This window comes from Marinovum algicola, from assembly GCF_900109145.1.
Classification (GTDB): domain Bacteria; phylum Pseudomonadota; class Alphaproteobacteria; order Rhodobacterales; family Rhodobacteraceae; genus Marinovum; species Marinovum algicola.
Map to the genome: position 1 here is coordinate 361,466 of NZ_FNYY01000001.1, position 19,491 is coordinate 380,956.

The 19,491-nt window shown below is 66.1% G+C and carries 15 protein-coding genes; 10 read left to right on the forward strand and 5 right to left on the reverse strand.

The features are described from left to right. The first annotated feature begins 90 nt into the window (after positions 1-90). Together BMW90_RS01805 and BMW90_RS01810 are read left to right on the forward strand one after the other, a co-directional pair. Positions 91-3,546, forward strand: coding sequence for a chromosome segregation SMC family protein (locus tag BMW90_RS01805; protein ID WP_074834542.1), 3,456 nt, complete (start codon positions 91-93; stop codon positions 3,544-3,546). A 63-nt stretch (positions 3,547-3,609) separates the two neighbouring features. Then, a complete protein-coding gene (locus BMW90_RS01810; RefSeq protein WP_074834544.1) occupies positions 3,610-3,972 on the forward strand; it encodes a hypothetical protein in 363 nt (120 codons plus the stop codon). Between the two features lie 15 nt (positions 3,973-3,987). Here the strand turns inward: BMW90_RS01810 and BMW90_RS01815 are convergent, their stop codons facing one another. The 4 genes from BMW90_RS01815 to BMW90_RS01830 all read right to left on the reverse strand — a co-directional run bounded on the left by BMW90_RS01815 (position 3,988) and on the right by BMW90_RS01830 (position 7,654). Continuing rightward, the gene (locus BMW90_RS01815) at positions 3,988-4,728 is read right to left on the reverse strand and encodes a maleate cis-trans isomerase family protein (protein WP_074834545.1); all 741 of its coding nucleotides are present in this window, start codon (positions 4,726-4,728) and stop codon (positions 3,988-3,990) included. After that, positions 4,725-5,891: a M24 family metallopeptidase gene (locus tag BMW90_RS01820; RefSeq protein WP_074834547.1), complete on the reverse strand. Its 1,167-nt coding sequence runs from the start codon at positions 5,889-5,891 to the stop codon at positions 4,725-4,727. The genes BMW90_RS01815 and BMW90_RS01820 overlap by 4 nt, the downstream gene beginning before the upstream one ends. Beyond that, complete coding sequence (locus BMW90_RS01825) at positions 5,888-7,036, reverse strand: amidohydrolase (RefSeq protein WP_074834548.1); 1,149 nt, start codon at positions 7,034-7,036, stop codon at positions 5,888-5,890. Before BMW90_RS01825 ends, BMW90_RS01820 begins: the two co-directional genes overlap by 4 nt. Before the next feature lie 153 nt (positions 7,037-7,189). Continuing rightward, on the reverse strand, positions 7,190-7,654 hold the full coding sequence (locus BMW90_RS01830) for an Lrp/AsnC family transcriptional regulator (RefSeq protein WP_074834550.1): 465 nt from the start codon (positions 7,652-7,654) through the stop codon (positions 7,190-7,192). A 100-nt stretch (positions 7,655-7,754) separates the two neighbouring features. On the opposite strand from BMW90_RS01830, the gene BMW90_RS01835 reads away from it, so the two are divergent. Then, on the forward strand, positions 7,755-8,816 hold the full coding sequence (locus BMW90_RS01835; RefSeq protein WP_244526412.1) for a pyridoxal-phosphate dependent enzyme: 1,062 nt from the start codon (positions 7,755-7,757) through the stop codon (positions 8,814-8,816). 14 nt (positions 8,817-8,830) lie between these two features. Here BMW90_RS01835 and BMW90_RS01840 read toward each other — a convergent pair whose 3' ends face one another. Beyond that, on the reverse strand, positions 8,831-9,598 hold the full coding sequence (locus BMW90_RS01840; RefSeq protein ID WP_048530188.1) for an IclR family transcriptional regulator: 768 nt from the start codon (positions 9,596-9,598) through the stop codon (positions 8,831-8,833). A gap of 107 nt (positions 9,599-9,705) precedes the next feature. Between BMW90_RS01840 and BMW90_RS01845 the strand changes: the two genes are divergently transcribed. From BMW90_RS01845 to BMW90_RS01875, 7 genes are all read left to right on the forward strand, one after another. Continuing rightward, on the forward strand, positions 9,706-11,307 hold the full coding sequence (locus BMW90_RS01845) for a GMC family oxidoreductase (protein WP_074834552.1): 1,602 nt from the start codon (positions 9,706-9,708) through the stop codon (positions 11,305-11,307). Between the two features lie 190 nt (positions 11,308-11,497). After that, the gene (locus tag BMW90_RS01850) at positions 11,498-12,592 is read left to right on the forward strand and encodes a TRAP transporter substrate-binding protein (protein WP_048530192.1); all 1,095 of its coding nucleotides are present in this window, start codon (positions 11,498-11,500) and stop codon (positions 12,590-12,592) included. Positions 12,593-12,709: 117 nt separating this feature from the next. Then, complete coding sequence (locus BMW90_RS01855; protein WP_074834554.1) at positions 12,710-15,028, forward strand: TRAP transporter large permease subunit; 2,319 nt, start codon at positions 12,710-12,712, stop codon at positions 15,026-15,028. Positions 15,029-15,042: 14 nt separating this feature from the next. Then, a complete protein-coding gene (gene hisD, locus BMW90_RS01860; protein WP_074834556.1) occupies positions 15,043-16,350 on the forward strand; it encodes a histidinol dehydrogenase in 1,308 nt (435 codons plus the stop codon). Between the two features lie 77 nt (positions 16,351-16,427). Further along, the gene (locus tag BMW90_RS01865) at positions 16,428-16,838 is read left to right on the forward strand and encodes a universal stress protein (RefSeq protein WP_074834557.1); all 411 of its coding nucleotides are present in this window, start codon (positions 16,428-16,430) and stop codon (positions 16,836-16,838) included. Between the two features lie 287 nt (positions 16,839-17,125). Continuing rightward, positions 17,126-18,175, forward strand: coding sequence for a LacI family DNA-binding transcriptional regulator (locus tag BMW90_RS01870; RefSeq protein WP_074834559.1), 1,050 nt, complete (start codon positions 17,126-17,128; stop codon positions 18,173-18,175). A 26-nt stretch (positions 18,176-18,201) separates the two neighbouring features. Then, positions 18,202-19,470 carry a sugar ABC transporter substrate-binding protein gene (locus BMW90_RS01875; protein WP_048530196.1) on the forward strand — a complete coding sequence of 423 codons (1,269 nt, stop codon included), beginning with the start codon at positions 18,202-18,204 and terminating at the stop codon, positions 19,468-19,470. Positions 19,471-19,491 lie beyond the last annotated feature (21 nt).

Sequence of the window (19,491 nt, forward strand, 5' to 3'; positions counted from 1 at the left end):
CAGACCGTTGACAGGCCACAACACCAAGGCTCACACTGGCTGAAAACCGGAATCACCGGGGTGAACCCGGGCAATCGAGAGGCCAGAGCTTTGCGCTTTTCAAAACTGCGTCTGACAGGCTTCAAGAGCTTTGTCGACCCGACCGACCTGTTGATTCAGGACGGGCTGACCGGCGTGGTGGGGCCGAACGGCTGCGGCAAATCCAACCTGCTCGAGGCGCTGCGCTGGGTGATGGGGGAGACCCGTGCCAAGGCGATGCGCGGCGGCGGCATGGAAGACGTGATCTTCGCTGGGGCTTCGTCGCGGCCGGCGCGCAACTTTGCCGAAGTGGCACTGCTTCTCGACAATTCCGACCGGCTGGCGCCGGCCGGTTTCAACGATGCCGATGCGCTGGAGATCACCCGCCGGATCACCCGCGATGTCGGCTCTGCCTACAAGATCAACGCCAAGGATGTGCGCGCCCGCGACGTGCAGATGCTCTTTGCCGATGCCTCGACCGGCGCACATTCGCCGGCGCTGGTGCGTCAGGGCCAGATCAGCGAGCTGATCAATGCCAAGCCCAAGAACCGACGTCGCATCCTCGAGGAGGCGGCCGGTATTTCGGGCCTCTACCAGCGCCGCCACGAAGCCGAGCTCAAGCTCAAGAATACCGAGGCCAACCTGCTGCGCGTCGACGATGTGATCGAACAACTCGCCGCGCAATTGTCGCAACTGGCGCGTCAGGCCAAACAGGCCGCCCGCTACCGCGCCATCGGCGAAGACCTGCGCCATGCCGAAGGGTTGTTGCTCTATCGCCGCTGGCGCGAGGCCGATGAGGCCCGGCTGCGCGCCGAAGAGGTGCTGCGCGGCATGGTCACCACCGCGTCGCAGGCCGAAACCGCCGCCCGTCAGGCCGCCAGCGCGCGCGAAGAGGCCGACACCGCCCTGCCGTCCCTGCGCGAGGAAGAGGCGATTGCCACCGCCGTGCTGCAACGGCTTCAGGTGCAGCGCGACACCCTGACCGATCAGGAGGCCGCCGCCCGCGACAAGATCGCCACGCTGGAAAACCGCATTGCCCAGCTCGGCCATGACATCGACCGCGAGGCCGGGCTGAACCGCGACGCCGGCGAGACGATCGAGCGGCTGGAATGGGAGGCCGAGGAGTTGGCCAAGGCCGGTGAGGGCCAGGACGCCGCACTCGAAGAGGCGACGGAAATGGCGCAGGAGGCCGCCGCCGTGCTGTCCGAGCGCGAGGGCGACCTGACCCGCCAGACCGAAGATGTCGCCCGGCTCGCCGCCCGCCACCAATCGGCGCAGCGCCTGCTGGAGGAGAGCCGCAAACGCCAGGCCCGCAGCGAGGCCGAGGCGCAGAAAGCCCGGGCCGCCGTCGACGAATCGAAGGCCCGGCTGGCCGGGGCCGCCGAGGACGAGGCCGCCGCCCGCGCCGCCGAAGAGGCCGCCAAGCAGATGGCGCAACGCGCCGAGGATGCGCTCACCGCCGCCGACGAGGCCCGCGCCGAGGCGCAATCGCGCGAGGCCGAGGCCCGCGCCGAACGCTCCGAGGCCGAGGGCGAGGCCAATGCCTTGCGGGCCGAGGCGCAGGCCCTGGCCAAGTTGCTGGAACGGGACACTGCCGAAGGCGGTCAGATCATGGACCGGTTGCAGGTGCAGCAGGGCTTCGAAAAGGCGCTTGGTGCCGCGCTGGCCGACGATCTGCGCGCGCCGGAGGTGCAGGCCGACGGCCCCTCCGGCTGGGCCAGCCTGCCGGATTACATCAGCCCGCCGCCGCTGCCCGAGGGGGTGACGCCGCTGTCTCGGCATGTCTCGGTGCCCGAGGTGCTGGCCCGTCGCATGGGCCAGATCGGCCTTGTGGGGGGCGACGACGGCCCCCGTCTGCAACCGCTATTGCAACCCGGCCAGCGGCTGGTCAGCCCTGAGGGCGATCTCTGGCGCTGGGACGGATATCGCGCCTGGGCCGAGGATGCGCCCTCGGCCGCCGCCCTGCGTCTGGAACAGCTCAACCGGCTGGAAGAGCTCAAGCAGGCGCTGGAACATGCCACCACCCGGATGGACGCCGCCCGCGCCGCGCATGAGGCGTTGACCGGCCGGCTCTCTGACCTGACCCGCGCCGACAAGGAGGCCCGCGAGGCCCGCCGCGAGGCCGACCGCGCCTTCAACGATGCCAGCCGGGCGATGAACCGGGCCGAGGCCGAGAAGAACCTCGCCGAGGGCCGTCTCGAAAGCCTCGGGCTTGCCGTTCAGCGTCACGAGGAAGAGGCCCATTCCGCCGCGCTGCAACTGCGCGAGGCCGAGCGGGGCGCCTCTGACCTGCCCGATCTCGACGATGCCCGGGCGCTGGTCGAGGACGTCAAGATGACGGTCGAGGCGGCGCGGATGACGATGATGGCACGGCGTTCCGGCCTTGACGAACTGCGCCGCGAGGGCGAAGCGCGCACCCGCCGAAGCCAGCAGGTGACCAAGGAGCTCTCGGGCTGGCGCCACCGGCTGGAGACCGCCGAAAAGCGCAGCACCGAGCTGACCGAGCGCAAATCCGCCAGCGAGGCGGATCTCGCCAAGGCCGCGCAGAAACCCGAGGAGATCGCCGAACAACGCGAGGAGCTGGCCGGCAGCATCGAGGCCGCCGAGGCCCGCCGCCGCAGCGCCGCCGATACCCTGGCCACCGCCGAGGCCGCGCTGCGCAGTGCCGAACAGGCCGAACGCGATGCCGAACGCGCCGCCTCCGAGGCGCGCGAATCCCGTGCCGCCGCCCAGGCCCGGGCCGAAGCGGCGCAGGAAACCACCCGCGCCGCCGCCGAGCGGATCGAGGATGAGCTCGAGGTCACACCGGAGCGGCTGCTGGAGAAACTGGGCACCAATCCCGAGGACATGCCCGCCTCGGAGCGGATCGAAGAGACCGTCAACCGGCTCAAGCGTCAGCGTGACGGGCTGGGCGCGGTCAACCTCCGGGCCGAGGAAGACGCCCGCGAGGTGCAGGAGGAACATGACACGCTGGTCACCGAAAAGACCGATCTGGAAGAGGCGATCCGCACCCTGCGCAACGGCATCGCCAGCCTCAACCGCGAGGGGCGCGAACGTCTGCTGACCGCCTTTGAGCAGGTCAATTCCAATTTCTCGATGCTCTTCACCCATCTCTTCGGCGGCGGCGAGGCCAACCTCGTACTGGTTGAAAGCGACGATCCGCTCGAGGCGGGTCTCGAGATCATGTGCCAGCCGCCGGGCAAGAAGCTCTCGACGCTCTCGCTGCTCTCGGGCGGCGAACAGACGCTGACCGCGCTGGCGCTGATCTTTGCCGTCTTCCTCGCCAACCCGGCGCCGATCTGCGTGCTCGACGAGGTCGACGCGCCGCTGGACGACGCCAATGTGACCCGCTTTTGCGACCTGCTCGACGAGATGTGCCGCCGCACCGACACGCGATTCCTGATCATCACCCACCACGCGGTGACGATGGCGCGGATGGACCGGCTGTTCGGCGTGACCATGCAGGAGCAGGGGGTGTCGCAACTGGTGTCCGTCGATCTGAAAAAGGCCGAAAAGCTGGTCGCGTGATCGTGTGCCCCCGGCCTGCGCGGATCGGCTAGGCTGCGGGGGACAAATTCCGGGAGCCTCTTTATGCTGCGTTTGCTGTTTGCCCTCTGCCTTGTCACCACATCGGTGGTGGCCGAACCCGTGATGCGGCGCGACAGCGACCGCGAGATCGGGTTGCAGGCGCTGGACAACCGGCTGCGGGGCCGGAGCATCGCCTTTTATGACGGCGGGGTATCCGAGTTCTACGAGGATGGGCGCTACACGTATACCTATGCCGATGAGGGCGGCACCGGCTACGGCTATTACGAGGTCACCGAGGACAGCACGATCTGCATCGAATTCGTCAATGGCTTCACGCGATGCGATATCTATGTGCTGGACGATCAGGACCGGCTTGTGGTGATCACCGAGAAAGGCGACCGCTTTCCGGTGCGCTCCGAAGGCTGACGCCCCCGCGCGGCCTCAGCGCGGCCGGATCAGCGACCTGTCGCATCGCGCGTCGATCCCGGCCAGATGCAGCATGTGCCAGGCCAATGCGAGGTTGCTCGAGATCACCGGCCGGCCGATCCGCGCCTCGGCCTCGGCCAGCACGTCCAGACAGCGCAGGTTGGTACAGGCGACAAACACCGCGTCGCAGGGTGTCTGCGCCGCCACGGCCTCGACCGCGCGCAGGATCGATGCGCCGGTGATCCGCGCCACCACCCGGTCGTTGCCCTCCTCGAACGAGCCGAAGCCCGCGATTTCGATCCCCGCCAGTTCCAGCTTGAGGCGCATCAGCGACGAGACTTCGGCGACATAAGGTGTCACGAACCCCAGCCGCCGCACCCCCAGGGCGCGGCAGGCGGCAATGGTCGCGGCCAGCGGATCGGTGACCCTGGCGCCGGGGCAGGCGCGCTGCACCGCCAGCGCCACCCGGTCCGATCCGATCACCGTCGAGGCCGAAGTGCAGCCGAACCCGATGGCGTCGAAATGCAGCGCCGGGGGCAGCAGCCGGGCCGAGGCGGGCAGCGCCGCCTCCATGTGGATCAGCGTCTCGGGGCGGATCTCGGGCACCATGGCGATGCGCGTGTGATAAAGCGCAACCCCGGGCCGAACCACGAGACGGGGAAATTCATGCTCGAGCGTCTCGTCGGTCTCGAGCACGATCACCCCGAGATTGGCCCGCGTGCCGATGCCACCATCGGTGTCGAAATCGAGCTTCATGCGGCCGCTCCGATCACCGGAAGCTCGGGCGGCGCGCGCTCTGTCAGAAGCGCCGCCCCCTCGGCCCGCACCACGATGTTTTCCTCATGCACCATGATCCGCCCGTCGCCATAACTCAGCGAGGGCTCCAGCGTCAGCACCATGTTCTCGGAAATCACGGTTTCGTCCCAGGCGGCGAGCGAGGGGCCTTCGGTGAGCTGCATGCCCAGCCCATGCCCCAGCCGCCCGATATCACCGCCGCTCTCGCCGATCACCGCCTGCATCGCCCGAAACACCTCGCGGCAGCTGGCGCCGGGGCGGGCGGCGGCAATCCCGGCCTCGGTGGCGCGCCAGAGCCGATCATGGGCGCGGCGGGCGGCGTCGCCGGGGGGGCCGATGGCGAAGTTGCGGTCGAAATCGCAGAAATAGCCGTCCCATGTGGCGCCGGTGTCGAGCATCAGGATATCGCCGCGTGCCAGCGGCCGGCGCGTGGGCGGCGAGATCACGTCGCGGTAGCCGCCGGTCTCGGCTCCGCCAACCAGATAAGGCACATCATCGGCTCCCTGCGCCAGCGCCGCGCGGCGAAAGGCGCGGAACAAATCTTCCAGCGGCTGGCCTTCGCGGACGATATCCGCGACGCTTGCGAAGGTGCGCGATCCGATGGCGCAGATATGCGCGATCTTGGCGATCTCGGCTTCGGATTTCACCATCCGATGCCTGCGCAAGAGCGCGGTGGCATCGGCGATCCGCATCCCCGCCAGGCCGGCCAGCAGCCTTTCGTAATCGCCAAGCGGCATCCGGAGATGCGTCTCGTGGCCTTTCATCAGGCCCAGGGCCTCGCGCCGCGCGGCAAGCGGCGCGAGAAGTTCGGTCAGCAGACTGATGCCATCGTCCCCGGGGGTGGGGGCGGGCCAACTGCGGATGTCGTCGAGCCAGGTGGCGCGCATCAGCGCGGCGCCGATTTCGGGAATGATCGCAACGGGTTTGCCCTCGACCGGCACAAAGAGAAACCAGGGCCGCGTCGGGCTTTGCCAGAAGGCGGTGTGGAAACCGCTGAAATAGCGCACCTCGGCTTCGGTCGTCAGCAGCAGGCCCGCCAGGCCGGCGCGGGCCATGGCCGCCTGCGCACGGGCGGTGCGGGCGGCGTATTCCGCCGGAGCAAAGCCGCGCGGCGGAGCCGTCATGCGCCCGGCTCCGGGGGCAGCCGGTTGCGCACCAGCTGGACCCAGAGATCCGCGCCGATCGGCAGAAGCGCGTCGTTGAAATCATAGTCCGAGGCATGCAGCGGCTGGCCGTGTCGTCCGCTTTCGCCATTGCCGAGCAACAGGAAGCAACCGGGCCGGGCGGCGGCGAAATGGGCGAAATCCTCGGAAAAGCTCATTGGCTCACGGTCGCGGATCAGCGCAAGCCCCGCCGCCTCGGCGGCGCGATAGACCGCTTGGGCCGGCTCGGCGGCATTGATCGTCTCGACGAATTGCGTGTCAAAGGTGACCTCGGCCCTGATATCATGTGCCGCCGCCACGCCTTCGGCGATCTGCCGCATCAGCGCCTCGACCCTGAGCCGGGTCTCCGGCGACCGGGCGCGAAAATCGCCCTTGAGCCGGGCCCGGCCGGGCAACACGTTGCGTTGCCCGTCGGTCCGGAATTCGGTGACCGAGACCACCGCGCCGCTGCCCGGCGGCAGCTTGCGCGCGACGATGGTTTGCAGGGCGAGCACGATCTCGGCCGCCACGGTCAGCGCATCGACCCCGACCTGCGGCATCGAGGCATGGCCACCCCGGCCGGTGACCGTGATCTCGAACAGGGTTTCGCTTGTGCAGATCACGCCGGCGCGGGTCGAAACCTGGCCCAGCGGGGCGCCGGGCAGGTTGTGGAGGCCATAGACCTCGTCAAAGGCTGCCCGCGCCAGCAACCCTTCATCCAGCATTGCCTGCGCGCCAAGCCCGTGTTCCTCGTTGGGCTGAAACAGGAACACCACCGTGCCGTCAAATCCCTGTTCCCGTGCCAGCCGCTCGGCGGCGCCCAAGAGCATGGCGGTATGGCCATCATGGCCGCAGGCGTGCATCACGCCGGGGGTGGCGGACACAGGGCCATGGGGCGCGGTCTCGGTGATCGGCAGCGCATCCATGTCGGCACGCAGCGCGATGGCCCGGTTGCCACGCCCCGCGCGCAGCAGGCCGACAACGCCCGCGCCTTCCTGCACCTCGAGCCCGAGCGCGCGCAGATGCTCGGCCACCAAGGCCTTGGTGCGGGTCTCGTGAAACCCCAGCTCGGGGTTGCGGTGCAGATCCTGGCGGATCCGGGTCAGTCGGGTTTCGAAATCACTCATGCTGCGGACATCCGGTGGTTTTCCCAGTGATACCGCGCAATTCTGCATCTTTGGCATCGAGTTTCGCCGGGTTTGACAGAAAAACTTGCACCAAGCGGGCCGGTTCAGATGTCTTTCGCCTGCACGACGGAGTTATCGCTCAGTACTTTGGGCTCAGATCGGCAGGCTCAGGCCGATTTTGGTGCGTTCCATCGCCACCGAAGTGCGGAAGCGGCGGACGTTGGAATTCTCGAAAAACAGCCGATGGGTCAGCGCCTCGAAGTCCTGCATGTCCTCGGCGGTGCAGATCAGGATGAAATCGGCCTCGCCGGTTACGTAGTAACATTGTTGGACCTGCGGTTCGGCCTTGGCGCGTTTGCGGAACAGGTCGAGCTGTTGCAGCGACTCGCGGTCCAGCTCGACCATCACGATAAAGGTCATCTTGCAGGCGAATTTCGCCTGATCGAGCACCGCGACCTCCTTGGCGATCAGGCCCGAGGCGCGCAGCCGCTTCAGCCGCCGCTGCACCGAGGGCACCGACAGGTTGCAGGCCTGCGCCAGATGCTCGAGCCCGGCGCGGCCGTCGTTCTGAAGCTCTCTGAGGATTGTCAGGTCTGCCGCATCGAGATCGTCGTTCATGAAGAAACCTCTCGCTTCCTGCCGTCAACGTGAAAGAATTTCTCGAGTTTAGGCGGAAGAACGAAAATTGGAAAGCGGCGCCGCCTGCTAGAAACACCCCATGACCTTGTTTGAAAGTCCCGCGATGCCCGATGCCGACCCGCTCCGCTTCGATCCCGATGTGACCCGCGCGCTGGCGTTTTTTCGGGCGCAGCCGTCTTATGCCGTCTCGCCACTGATCGAAGTGACCGGCCCCGATGGCCTGGCCGTCTTGGTCAAGGACGAGACCGGGCGCATGGGGTTGGGCGCCTTCAAGGCACTGGGCGCGCCTTATGCGGTGGCCTGCCTGCTGGCCGAAGGCTGGAAGGCCGAGACCGGCGAAGTGGTGGCGCCGGCGCGGATGGCTGAGCCGGAGTTCCGCGCGTTCACTGCGCGCCATAGCTTTGTCTGCGCCAGCGCCGGCAATCACGGCATGGGCGTTGCGGCGGGGGCAGGCGCCATGGGCGCACAGGCGCGGATCTATCTGGCCAGGACGGTGCCGGAGAGTTTTGCCGATCGGCTGCGCGGTCTGGGGGCCGAGGTGGTGCGCGCCGGCGCGGTCTATGAGGACAGCGTCGCCGCCGCCAGCGCTGATGCCGCCCGCAGCGGAGCGACCTTGCTGGCCGATGGCACCTGGGAGGGCTACACCGAGATCCCGAAGTGGGTGATGGAGGGGTATTGCGTCATCGCCGAAGAGCTGCGCGCCGCCTTCGCGGCCTCTGGCGATTGGCCGACGCATGTCTATCTTCAGGCCGGGGTTGGCGGGTTGGCCGCGGCGATGGCGCATATGATCCGGGCGCACTGGGAAAAACAGCCAGAATTGATCGTCGTTGAACCCGAAGCCGCCGCCTGTCTGCGGGCCAGCCATCTGGCGGGGGCGCCCCGGCGGGGCGAGGGGCCCGAGACCAACATGGGCCGGCTGGATTGCAAGGCACCGTCGATCGTGGCCTGGGCGGCGCTCGAACGTTGTGACGTGCGCTATGCGGTGCTGAGCGATGCCGAAGCGCAGACGGCCAGCACGACTCTCTCCGCGCTGGGCCTGGCCACCACGCCCTCTGGTGCGGCGGGATATGGTGCGCTGTGCAAGCAGCCGCCGCGCACGGCGGCCCGACCGCTGGTCATCGTTTCGGAAGGGCCGGCCTGAGCCGTTGCCGCTGATCAGCTCTCGGGAAAGAGCGCGCCGCGCAGCTTGACGGCGGCGGTCTGTAGGGTCGACTTGCGGGCAATCGCCTGCGCCAGTGAAACCCGCTGGGTCGGCGCGTGAAAGGCCAGCGCCGCGACGAACCGCCCCTGGGGATCGGTGACCGGCACGGCGATCGCCACCATGCCTTCGAGAAATTCCTCGCGGTCGAGCGAATAATCCATCGCCGCGATCTGATCGAGCTCATCCAGCAGCAGGTCGGGCTCGGTCAGCGTCGTCTCGGTCATCCGCGTCAGCGGCAGCGCGGCCACGAATTTGGCCCGTGCGTCCGGCGCCAGGCTGGCCAGAAAGCATTTGCCGCTGGCGGTGCAATGGAACGGCACATTGGTGCCGACCGGAAACTGGATGCGAAAGGCCCAATCGGTCTCGACCCGGTCGAGATAGCGCATTCCGGTGTCCGCGGGCATCACGTAGTTCACCGTCTCACGCACTTCGCGCGAGACCTCGAGCAGGATCTGATGTCGGGCGATGTGATCGCGCGAGCTGTGCATCAGCCCCGACCCCAGTTCGCGCAACCGCCGCGACACCTGATACCGCCGATCCGTGCCCAGACGGGTCAGGAACCCGTTGTTCTCCAAGGTGGCGCAGAGCCGGTGCAGCGTCTGCTTCGGCAGGCCCAGCTCTTCGTTGATTTCCGTCGCGGTCATGGCCCGGTCGCTTTTCCCAAGGATTTCAAGGATCAGCAGCGTCCTCAGATTGGGCGGTATCCGGTCTTGGTCAGCCATCGGGTTTGTCTCGAACAAATTGTTTGTGGATTTGTACGCGAATCATTGTAGCGTGCATACGTGGTAAAAATCGAGACCCTTGGTCCCGATTTTTACGGGGGAGGAATATGGAATTCGATTTCGTCATTGTGGGCGCCGGGTCCGCCGGCTGTGCGCTTGCCAACCGGCTTTCCGAGGACGGGCGCTACAGCGTGGCGCTGCTCGAGGCCGGGCCGCGTGACACCAACCCCTGGATTCATATTCCGGTCGGCTATTTTCGCACCATGGGAAATCCGCGCAGCGACTGGCGCTATCGCACCGAGGCCGATCCCGGCATTGCCGGGCGGGCGATTCCCTGGCCGCGCGGCCGGGTGCTGGGCGGGTCGAGTTCGATCAACGGTCTGCTGTATGTGCGCGGCCAGCCTCAGGACTACGACGGCTGGGCACAGGCCGGTTGCCGGGGCTGGTCCTGGGACGAGGTTCTGCCCTGTTTCAAACGGGCCGAGCACTGGGAGGGCGAGGATCCGGACGGGCTGCGCGGGCGGAACGGCCCGCTTTCGGTCCAGACCTCGCGGCTCACCCGTCGGGTGGTCGACCGCTGGATCGAGGCGGCGCAGCAGGCCGGGTATCCGGCGGCGCGCGATTACAATGGCGCCGATCAGGAAGGCGTGGGCTATTTCCAACTGACCATGAAGGGCGGCCGGCGCTGCTCTTCGGCGGTGGCCTACCTCAAGCCCGCGCGCCGGCGTCACAATCTCACCGTCATCACCGACGCGCAGACCGAAAAGGTGCTGCTGGAGGCGGGCAGGGCGCACGGCGTACGGGTCCGCATCCGCGACACCTTTCACGAGATCCGCGCCCGCTCCGAGGTGATCCTGAGTGCCGGCGCCATCGGTTCGCCGCAGATCCTCATGCTCTCGGGCATCGGCGACGGCGACGAATTGCAGCGGCTGGGCATCGGCGTGCAGGCCGATCTCAAGGGGGTCGGGCGCAATCTTCAGGATCACCTTCAGGCCCGCCCGGTGTTCAAGACCGATCTGAGCACGATCAACATCGAAACCAGCAACCTGTTCAAACAGACGCGCATCGCCTTGCAATACGCGCTCACCCAGCGCGGACCGATGACCATGGCCGCCAGCCTGGGCACCGGCTTTCTCAAGACCGAGCCGCATCTGGAAACCCCGGATATCCAGTTCCACATTCAGCCGTTCAGCGCCGACAGCCCGGCCGAAGGTCCGCACCGGTTTTCGGCCTTTACCGCCTCGGTGCTGCAACTGCGGCCCGAAAGCGCCGGTCATTTGCGCCTGCGCTCGGCCGATATGGACGATCACCCGGCGATCCATCCGAATTACCTGGCCACCCCGACCGATCAGAAGACAATCGTCAAAGGTATTCAGATCGCGCGCAAGATTGCCGGTACGGATCCGCTCAAATCGCATATCATGGACGAACATGCGCCCGGCCCGGGCGTGGCCTTTGACGATGAGGCGGCCACGCTCGACTGGGCGCGGCGCACCGCGGTCACGATCTATCACCCGACGGGCACCTGCAAGATGGGGATCGATCCGATGGCGGTTGTGGACCCGAGGTTGCGGGTGCGGGGAATTGACGGGCTGCGTGTCGCTGACGCCTCGATCATGCCGCAAATCGTCAGCGGCAACACCAATGCCCCGGCGATCATGATCGGCGAGCGGGCCAGCGACCTGATACTGGAGGACACCGCAGGCTAGCAACAGGAGACACCAGCCATTCCGGCGGCCTGGCCCGAAAGGGGCGGTCGTCGGGATACGACGACAGAGCAAGACGGGCGGCGCTTTCAGGGAGGAAAGCCGCCCGGTGACGACACGGCCGATCCAGCGCCTTCATCTTCGGCCCGGATAATAATAAGCGGAAGGCAAACGCATCATGGGAGGAAAATTGATGTTCAGTCTCAAGACTTTGACCGTAGGGGCCGCGGCCCTTGCCATGACGGCCACGGCCGCTTTCGCCGAAACCGTGATCCGGGTGCAATCGGTGATCCCGGCGCAGGCCGACGAAGTGACCATGCTCAATGAATTCGCCGCCGATGTGGCGGCCCTGACCGGCGGATCACTCAAGATCGAGGTCTTGCCTGCCGGCGCCGTCGTCGGCGTGCGCGAAACGCTCGATGCGGTCGACAGCGGGCTGATCGAGGGCGGCTTTGCCTGGACGCACTATTGGTCGGGCAAGCACCCGGCGGCCATGCTCTTCGGCTCGCCCGTGGCAGGCGCCGGTGTCGGCATCGACAATATCGCCTTTGTGTCCTGGTTCCAGTACGGCGGCGGCAAGGAGCTCTATGACCAGCTCTGGGACGAGATGGGCGTCAACGTCAAGGGCTTCATGCTGCAACCGGTGGGGCCGGAGGCGCTCGGCTGGTTCAAGGAGCCGATCGCCAGCATGGACGATTTCCGCAAGTACCGATTCCGCACGCCGCCGGGCATCCCCGGCCAGACCTACAAGGATATCGGCGTCGCCTCGGTCGCCATGGGCGGCGGTGACATTCTGCCGGCGCTCGAGAAAGGCACCATCGACGCCGCCGAATGGTGCTGCCCCAAGCCTGACAGCGTCTTCGGCTTCCAGAAGGTGCTGAAGCATTACTACCTGCAAGGTCTGCACCAGGTGGTGGTGAACGCCGATCTCTACATCAACGGCGATGTCTATGACGGGCTGACCGACCTCGAGAAAAAGGCGCTGGAAGTGGCCGCCAATGCCTCGCTGTCGAAAGCCATGTCGTATCGCATCTACGAAAACGGCAAGGCGCTGAAGGATCTGACCGAGAACCACGGCGTCATCCTGCATGACACCCCCGAGGATTACTTCTCGGAGTACATGACCGCCGCCAAGGCCGCGCTGGAGACCAATGCCGCCGAAAACGAATTCTTTGCGGAAGTCTGGCAGAGCCAGAAGGATTTCGCCGAGATCGCGGTGCCGTTCTGGGCCGGGGCGCAGACCTCGAACGCCAACCTCGGCCGGGCCTATGCCGACAGTCTGAAATAGGCGTTCACCGGCCCCGGACCTCGATCCGGGGCCTCTGGACCACCCGACGCAGAGGCCCCGGGTCCTGCCCGGGGCGCGCAGCAAGACACGTATGACATTCATGACAAGGGACGTGGCATGGCCGAAGAGGTACTCCCCGAAGAGCTCGATATCACCGACGAGTTGATCGCAGAGCGACGCGCCGAGGAACCGGGGCAGACGCCGGAGGACATGACCCCCTGGCAACGTCCGATCACCGCCACCATCGATGTCATCAACCTCTGGGCGGGGCGGCTGATCTGCGTGCTGATGGTGCCGCTGATCCTTGCCATCGTCTACGAGGTGTTTTCCCGCAACATGTTCGCCGTGCTGACCCAGAACGGCATGAACGAGCAGGCCATCGCCTGGGGTTTCGGCCCGACGCTCTGGGTCTATGACATTTCGCGGATGCTGGGCGGCGTGCTGTTCATGGCGGCCGCCGGCTATGCGCTGATGCGCGGGGTGCACATCCGCGCCGATTTTCTCTATCGCAACTGGTCCGACAGGACACAGGCGACGGTGGACGCGGTGCTTTATCTCGCCTTCTACATTCCGGCGATGCTGTTTTTCACCTGGGTTTCGACCGAATACTGGCTCAAGGCCTTCGTCTCCGGCGAACAGGCCAGCGACAGCACCTGGGCGCCGCTGCTCTGGCCGGCGCGCCTGGCCATGCCGGTGGGGGCCTTTCTGCTGCTGCTCCAGGGCTTCCCCGAGCTGTTCCGCGCCTTCCACAAGATGGGCAAGACGCGCGAGGAAAAGTTCCTCCGGGTGCTGCCCTTCTACTTTGTCGCGCTGCTGATCGTCACCGGCGCGGTGTTCTTTCCCGACGTGGTGCCGATTGCCGACTGGTGGACGGCGGCTTTCGGGCGCGAGGGGCTTTTGAGCGTCGACAAGCCGATCATCGGGCTGATCATGCTGGCGGTGATGCTGTTTGCCATCTTCGTGGGTTTCCCGATCTCCTTCACCCTGATCTTCCTGGGCTTCGTCTTCGGCACCTGGGGGGCGAATTTCAAGCTTGCCACCTTCCTGATGACCTTGCAGACCAATTCCGTGATGCTGTCCGACCAGCTGGTCGCGGTGCCGCTCTTTATTTTCATGGGCATCGTGATGGAGCAGGCCGGGCTGATGGAGCGGCTGTTCCAGGCGGTGCAGATGATGATGAGCCGGACCCGGGGGGCGCTGTTCATCGCGGTGCTCTTCGTCTCGACGATCTTTGCCGCCGCCACCGGCATCGTCGGCGCCTCGGTCACCATCCTCGGCATCATGGCGGCGCGGACGATGAACAAATCCGGCTATGACGTGCGGCTGGCGGCGGGCACGATCACCGCCGGCGGCACCCTGGGCATCCTGATCCCGCCGTCGATCATGCTGATCGTCATGGGGCCGGTGCTCGAGGTTCCGGTGACCGATCTGTTCCGCGCGGCGATCATTCCCGGCGTCCTGCTGGCGGGGCTCTATCTGCTCTATGCATTGGGCCGCTGCTGGATCAATCCAAATCTCGGGCCGATCCTGCCGCCCGAAGACCAGCCCGAAACCTCGCGCTTCTACCTGCTCGAGGTCATTCTCGTCATGGCGTCGCTGATCGTGCTGATCTGGCTGATCACGCGCGGCATCACAACCGGGTACGGCTTTTTCTTCGGCGCGCTGATCGTGCCGCTGGCCTGGATCGGCGTGATGTACGCGGTCTACGCCTGGCTGCACAATGCCAAGCCCGGCGGCTTCTATTTCTCTGACCTCTGGTACGAGTTTTTCATGGGGCTGGTGCCGCCGACAGTGCTGATCGCCTTTGCCCTGGGCTCGATCCTCGCCGGCTGGGCGACCCCGGCCGAGGCCTCGGCCTGCGGTGCCTTTGGCGCGGTGCTCTTGTCGATGCTCTATCGCAAGTTCACCATTCCCGGGCTCTACGACGCGCTGATCAAGAGCCTCGAGATCACCGTGCTGATCATGTTCCTGGTCGCGGCGTCGAACTTCTTCGGCGCGGTCTTTTCCAACCTCGGCACGCCGAAGATGCTGACCGAGCTGCTCTTGGCGCTCGACATGCCCCCGGTGCTGATCCTGATGCTGATCATGGCGCTGATCTTCCTGCTGGGCTGGCCGCTGGAATGGGTGCCGATCGTGCTGATCATCGTGCCGATCCTGATTCCCACCGTCACCTCGCTCGACCTCGGCTTCGAGAGCCAGAACGATCTGCTGATCTGGTTTGCCATATTGGTGGCGGTGAACCTGCAAACCGCCTGGCTCAGCCCGCCGGTGGCGCTTTCGGCTTACTTCCTCAAGGGTGTGGTGCCAGAATGGGACCTGCGCGACATCTATCTCGGGATGATGCAGTTCATGGTGATCCAACTCATCGGGCTGATCCTGATCTTTGTCTTTCCGCAGATCGCGCTCTGGCTGCCGAACTACATCTACGGAAACTGACGTGAGGACATCCGATGCCGCGCCACTATCTGAAGAAGGCGGATCGCACGCCAAAGACCGACGCGCGCGAGACCCATGACACCGTCGCGCGCATCCTGGACGAGATCGAAGCCGGCGGCGATGCCAAGGCGCTGGAGTATGCCGCGCGCTTCGACCGCTACGAGGGCAATGTGCTGCTGTCGCCTGACGAGATCGCGGCGGCCTGCGACCAGGTGTCCGACAGGCTCAAGGCTGACATCCGCTTTGCCCATGACAACGTGCGCCGTTTTGCCGAGCTTCAGAAAAGCACGCTGACCGATGTCGAGACCGAGCTGACGCCGGGCTTTGTCACCGGGCAAAAGGCGATCCCGGTGGCGGCGGCGGGCTGCTACGTGCCCGGCGGGCGCTACAGCCACATCGCCAGCGCGATCATGACGGTGACCACCGCCAAAGTCGCCGGCTGCCAGCATATCACCGCCTGTTCGCCGCCCCGGCCGGGTGTCGGCGTGCCGCCCGCGATCATCTATGCCGCCCGGATCTGCGGCGCCGACCGGATCATGGCGATGGGCGGGGTGCAGGGGGTGGCGGCGATGACCTTTGGCCTGTTCGGCCTGCCGCCGGCCAATATCCTTGTCGGTCCCGGCAACCAGTTCGTCGCCGAGGCCAAGCGCATCCTGTTCGGCCGTGTCGGCATCGACATGATCGCCGGGCCGACCGACAGCCTGATCCTTGCCGACGGGCAGGCCGATCCGCATATCGTTGCCACCGATCTGGTGAGCCAGGCCGAGCATGGCTACAACTCGCCGGTCTGGCTGGTCACCGACAGCCGCGCTCTGGCCGACGACGTGATGGCCCGCGTCCCGGACCTGATCGCCGATCTGCCGGAGGTGAACCGCGAGAATGCCGCTGCCGCCTGGCGCGACTATGCCGAGGTGATCCTCTGCGCCGACCGCGAGGACATGGCCGCCTGTTCCGACGATTATGCCCCCGAACATCTGACCGTTCAGGCCGCCGACCCCGACTGGTGGCTTGACCGGCTGACCTGTTACGGGTCGCTCTTTCTTGGCGAAGAGACCACGGTGTCTTACGGTGACAAGGCGGCGGGCACCAACCATGTACTGCCGACCTCGCGCGCGGCCAGTTACACCGGCGGGCTGTCGGTGCACAAATACATGAAGATCGTCACATGGCAGCGCGCCACCCGCGACGGGTCCAGGGCGGTGGCCGAAGCGACCGCCCGGATCTCGCGGCTCGAAGGAATGGAGGGCCATGCCCGCGCTGCCGACGTGCGGCTGGCCAAGTACTTTCCCGACGAGGAGTTCGACCTGTCGGCCGATGGATGACCCCGCCGGGGCGGGGCGGTGCGTGACCCTGGCCGCGCCCCGAGCCCCGGTACAGCCGCAGACCCAAGGAGACCGATATGTACAACAAGATACTGGTGGCCATGGCGCTCGATCACGGGATTTCGCCACAGATGCTCGAGATTGCGCAGGCGCTCTGCAATCCCGGGGCCGAGATCGTCGCTCTGCATGTCTTCGAGGCGCCGCCCTCGTCGGTCAGCGCATATCTCGGCGATGACGCGGTGCGCGACGGGTTTGATCGGGCGCGGCAGCTGATGGCGGAAAAGACTGCCCATATCGAAGGCATCACGGCCAGAATCGTGCGCGGCCACACCTATCGCACGCTGATCGATTATTCCTCCGACCACGGGGTCGATTGCATCGTGATCGGCTCGCATCAGCCGGATTTCAGCGATTATCTGTTGGGCTCGACCGCCGCCAGAGTGGTCCGCCACTCGCCCTGCGCCGTGCACGTCTTCCGCAGCAGCTGAGCGTACCGCAGACCCCCGAGTCAGGACCGCCGCCTGCCGGCTCCGCTGCGATTTTTGCATGGTTCTCCGATCCTTGAACCGCACACCCGGTAGCCTTGGGGGTGCGGTGCTTGCCATGTGGGCTGATGCCGTCGGCACATCGGATAAGCGTGAAAGCCCGGCATTTCTCGTCACACGCAGGCTTGGTGGCATCTGAAAAAGGTTGACTCAGCCGGGACGCATCCCGTATGACACCGATGTCATGACACCGGTGTCATAATTGATGACGCACTTCAGGAGGGGGCAGGGTGGCAACCATTTACGACGTCGCGAAGCTGGCCGGAGTGTCGCCAAAAACCGTTTCGCGTGTTCTGAACGGTGACGCCCCGGTCAATGAAAAGACCCGCACCAAGGTCGCCAGGGCCATTTCCGAACTGGGCTATGTTCCGTCTCAGGCGGCGCGGATGATGCGATCCAGCCGGTCGGGGCTGATCGGGCTGATCACCGGCGCGATTTCTGCCACGCCCCATGGCACCGAAACCCGCGGCCTGCCCGACATGCTGATCGTTCAGGCGATCCAGCGCGAGATGGCCGAGCGGGGCAAGATCCTGATGATTGCCGACACCGGCGGATCGCCGTCAACCGTGCCGATGCTTGCCGCGACCTTTGCCCAGCACCGGGTCGAAGGATTGATCTATGTCGCCGACCATCACCGCGCCGTCGATCTGGATCTGAGCGGCGCGAATTGCCCGACGCTGCTGACCAATTGCTACGACGATCGCGGCACCCCCTGCGTCCTGCCCGACGATGCCGCCGGCCAGCAGGCGCTGGTGGCGCGGCTGATCGCGGCCGGACACCGCCGGATCGGCTTTCTGACGCTGGATCAGGCCATGCCCGCCGGTCGGTTGCGTCTCGAGGGCTACAAGGCCGCGCTGGCCGAGGCGGGGCTGCCCTATGATCCGGTGCTGGTCGAGGCCGGCTATGTGATCGGGCGCGAAATGCAGAGCGCGGCGCTGACCGAGGCGCTGGAGCACCTGCTCACACTGGACCAGCCGCCGAGCGTGATCTGCTGCGGCAACGACGAAATGGCGATGCGGGTCTATGGCCTGCTGCGCAGCCGGGGCCTGCGGGTGCCCGAAGATATCTCGGTTGCGGGTTACGACGATCATCGCAGCATCGCCGAGATGCTGCACCCGCATCTGACTACTGTCGAGCTGCCCTACATCGACATGGGCCGGCACACGGCGGCACGGCTTCTTGACATGATCGGGGGCGACGTCCCCGCATCCGACGATCCCCTGCTGGTGCAGGGACCGGTCGTCTGGCGGTCCTCGGTGACCGCTCTCACCGAACTCTGAATGCAGTCTCACGGGAGGAGAACTTTATGCAACGCACGAAACTGACCCTTGGCGCGCTGGTCGCGTCCACCGCCCTGGCCGGCATGGCCAGCGCCCAGACCGAGTTGACGCTGTGGTATCACGGCGCCGGCAACGAGGTGGAAAGCAACATCCTGGGCGGCATTATCGAGGATTTCAACGGCGCGCAGGAGGACTGGCAGGTCACCGTCGAAAGTTTCCCGCAGGAAAGCTACAACGACAGCGTCGTCGCCTCGGCCCTGGCCGGCAATCTGCCCTGCATCCTCGATGTCGACGGGCCGGTGATGCCGAACTGGGCCTGGGCCGGCTATCTTCAGCCGCTGCCGATCAGCCAAGAGGCAATCGACGGCCACCTGGACGCCACCATCGGCCGCTGGGATGGCGAGATCTATTCGGTCGGTCTCTGGGATGCCGCCGTTGCGCTTTATGCCCGCCAGTCCACGCTGGACGAATTGGGCCTGCGCACCCCGTCGCTGGAAGAGCCCTGGACGAAAGAGGAATTCATGGGCGCGCTGGAGGCCGCGAAGGCCTCGGGCAATTATGACTTCGCGCTCGATCTCGGAACCGCCTGGACCGGCGAATGGTATCCCTATGCCTTCTCGCCCTTCCTGCAAAGCTTTGGCGGTGACATTGTCGACCGGGACGGCTATCAGACCGCGGAAGGCGCGCTGAACGGCGAGGCGGCCATGGAATTCGGCGCATGGTGGCAATCGCTGTTTGCAGAGGGCTACGCCCCCGGCACCAGCCAGGATCCGGCAGACCGCGACAGCGGCTTCATCGAGGGCAAATACGCCTTTTCGTGGAACGGCAACTGGGCCGCGGCCAACACGCTGGCCAGCGTCGAGAACGCGGATGACGTGGTATTCCTGCCGGCGCCCGATTTCGGCAACGGCTCCACCATCGGTGCCGCCTCGTGGCAGTTCGGCGTATCCAGCGCCTGCGAGCATCCCGAAGGTGCGGCGGCCTTTGTCGAACACGCGCTGCAAGACGAATACCTCGCCGCATTCTCGGACGGCATCGGCCTGATCCCGGCCACCAAGGAGGCCGCCCAGATGACCGAGAGTTATGCCGAGGGCGGCCCGTTGGCGGTGTTCTTCGACCTCTCCGCCGAACAGGCGCTGGTGCGTCCGGTCAGCCCCGGCTACGTGGTGGCCGCCAAGGTGTTCGAGAAGGCGCTTTCCGATATCGCCAATGGCGCGGATGTGGCCGACACGCTGGATGCCGCAGTGGACGAGATCGACGACGATATCGAGGCCAACCAGGGCTACGGCCACTAAGCCCCATCGGGGGTCGCCGTG

Excerpts from the sequence above, each read along its gene's own strand:
- BMW90_RS01865 (WP_074834557.1), top strand. The coding sequence starts at position 16,428 with ATGTACAACAAGATACTGGTGGCCATGGCGCTCGATCACGGGATTTCG.
- BMW90_RS01825 (WP_074834548.1), bottom strand. The coding sequence starts at position 7,036 with ATGAGTGATTTCGAAACCCGACTGACCCGGATCCGCCAGGATCTGCAC.
- BMW90_RS01835 (WP_244526412.1), top strand. The coding sequence starts at position 7,755 with ATGACCTTGTTTGAAAGTCCCGCGATGCCCGATGCCGACCCGCTCCGC.
- BMW90_RS01815 (WP_074834545.1), bottom strand. The coding sequence starts at position 4,728 with ATGAAGCTCGATTTCGACACCGATGGTGGCATCGGCACGCGGGCCAAT.
- BMW90_RS01855 (WP_074834554.1), top strand. The coding sequence starts at position 12,710 with ATGGCCGAAGAGGTACTCCCCGAAGAGCTCGATATCACCGACGAGTTG.
- BMW90_RS01875 (WP_048530196.1), top strand. The coding sequence starts at position 18,202 with ATGCAACGCACGAAACTGACCCTTGGCGCGCTGGTCGCGTCCACCGCC.
- hisD (WP_074834556.1), top strand. The coding sequence starts at position 15,043 with ATGCCGCGCCACTATCTGAAGAAGGCGGATCGCACGCCAAAGACCGAC.
- BMW90_RS01845 (WP_074834552.1), top strand. The coding sequence starts at position 9,706 with ATGGAATTCGATTTCGTCATTGTGGGCGCCGGGTCCGCCGGCTGTGCG.
- BMW90_RS01810 (WP_074834544.1), top strand. The coding sequence starts at position 3,610 with ATGCTGCGTTTGCTGTTTGCCCTCTGCCTTGTCACCACATCGGTGGTG.
- BMW90_RS01840 (WP_048530188.1), bottom strand. The coding sequence starts at position 9,598 with ATGGCTGACCAAGACCGGATACCGCCCAATCTGAGGACGCTGCTGATC.
- BMW90_RS01820 (WP_074834547.1), bottom strand. The coding sequence starts at position 5,891 with ATGACGGCTCCGCCGCGCGGCTTTGCTCCGGCGGAATACGCCGCCCGC.
- BMW90_RS01850 (WP_048530192.1), top strand. The coding sequence starts at position 11,498 with ATGTTCAGTCTCAAGACTTTGACCGTAGGGGCCGCGGCCCTTGCCATG.
- BMW90_RS01830 (WP_074834550.1), bottom strand. The coding sequence starts at position 7,654 with ATGAACGACGATCTCGATGCGGCAGACCTGACAATCCTCAGAGAGCTT.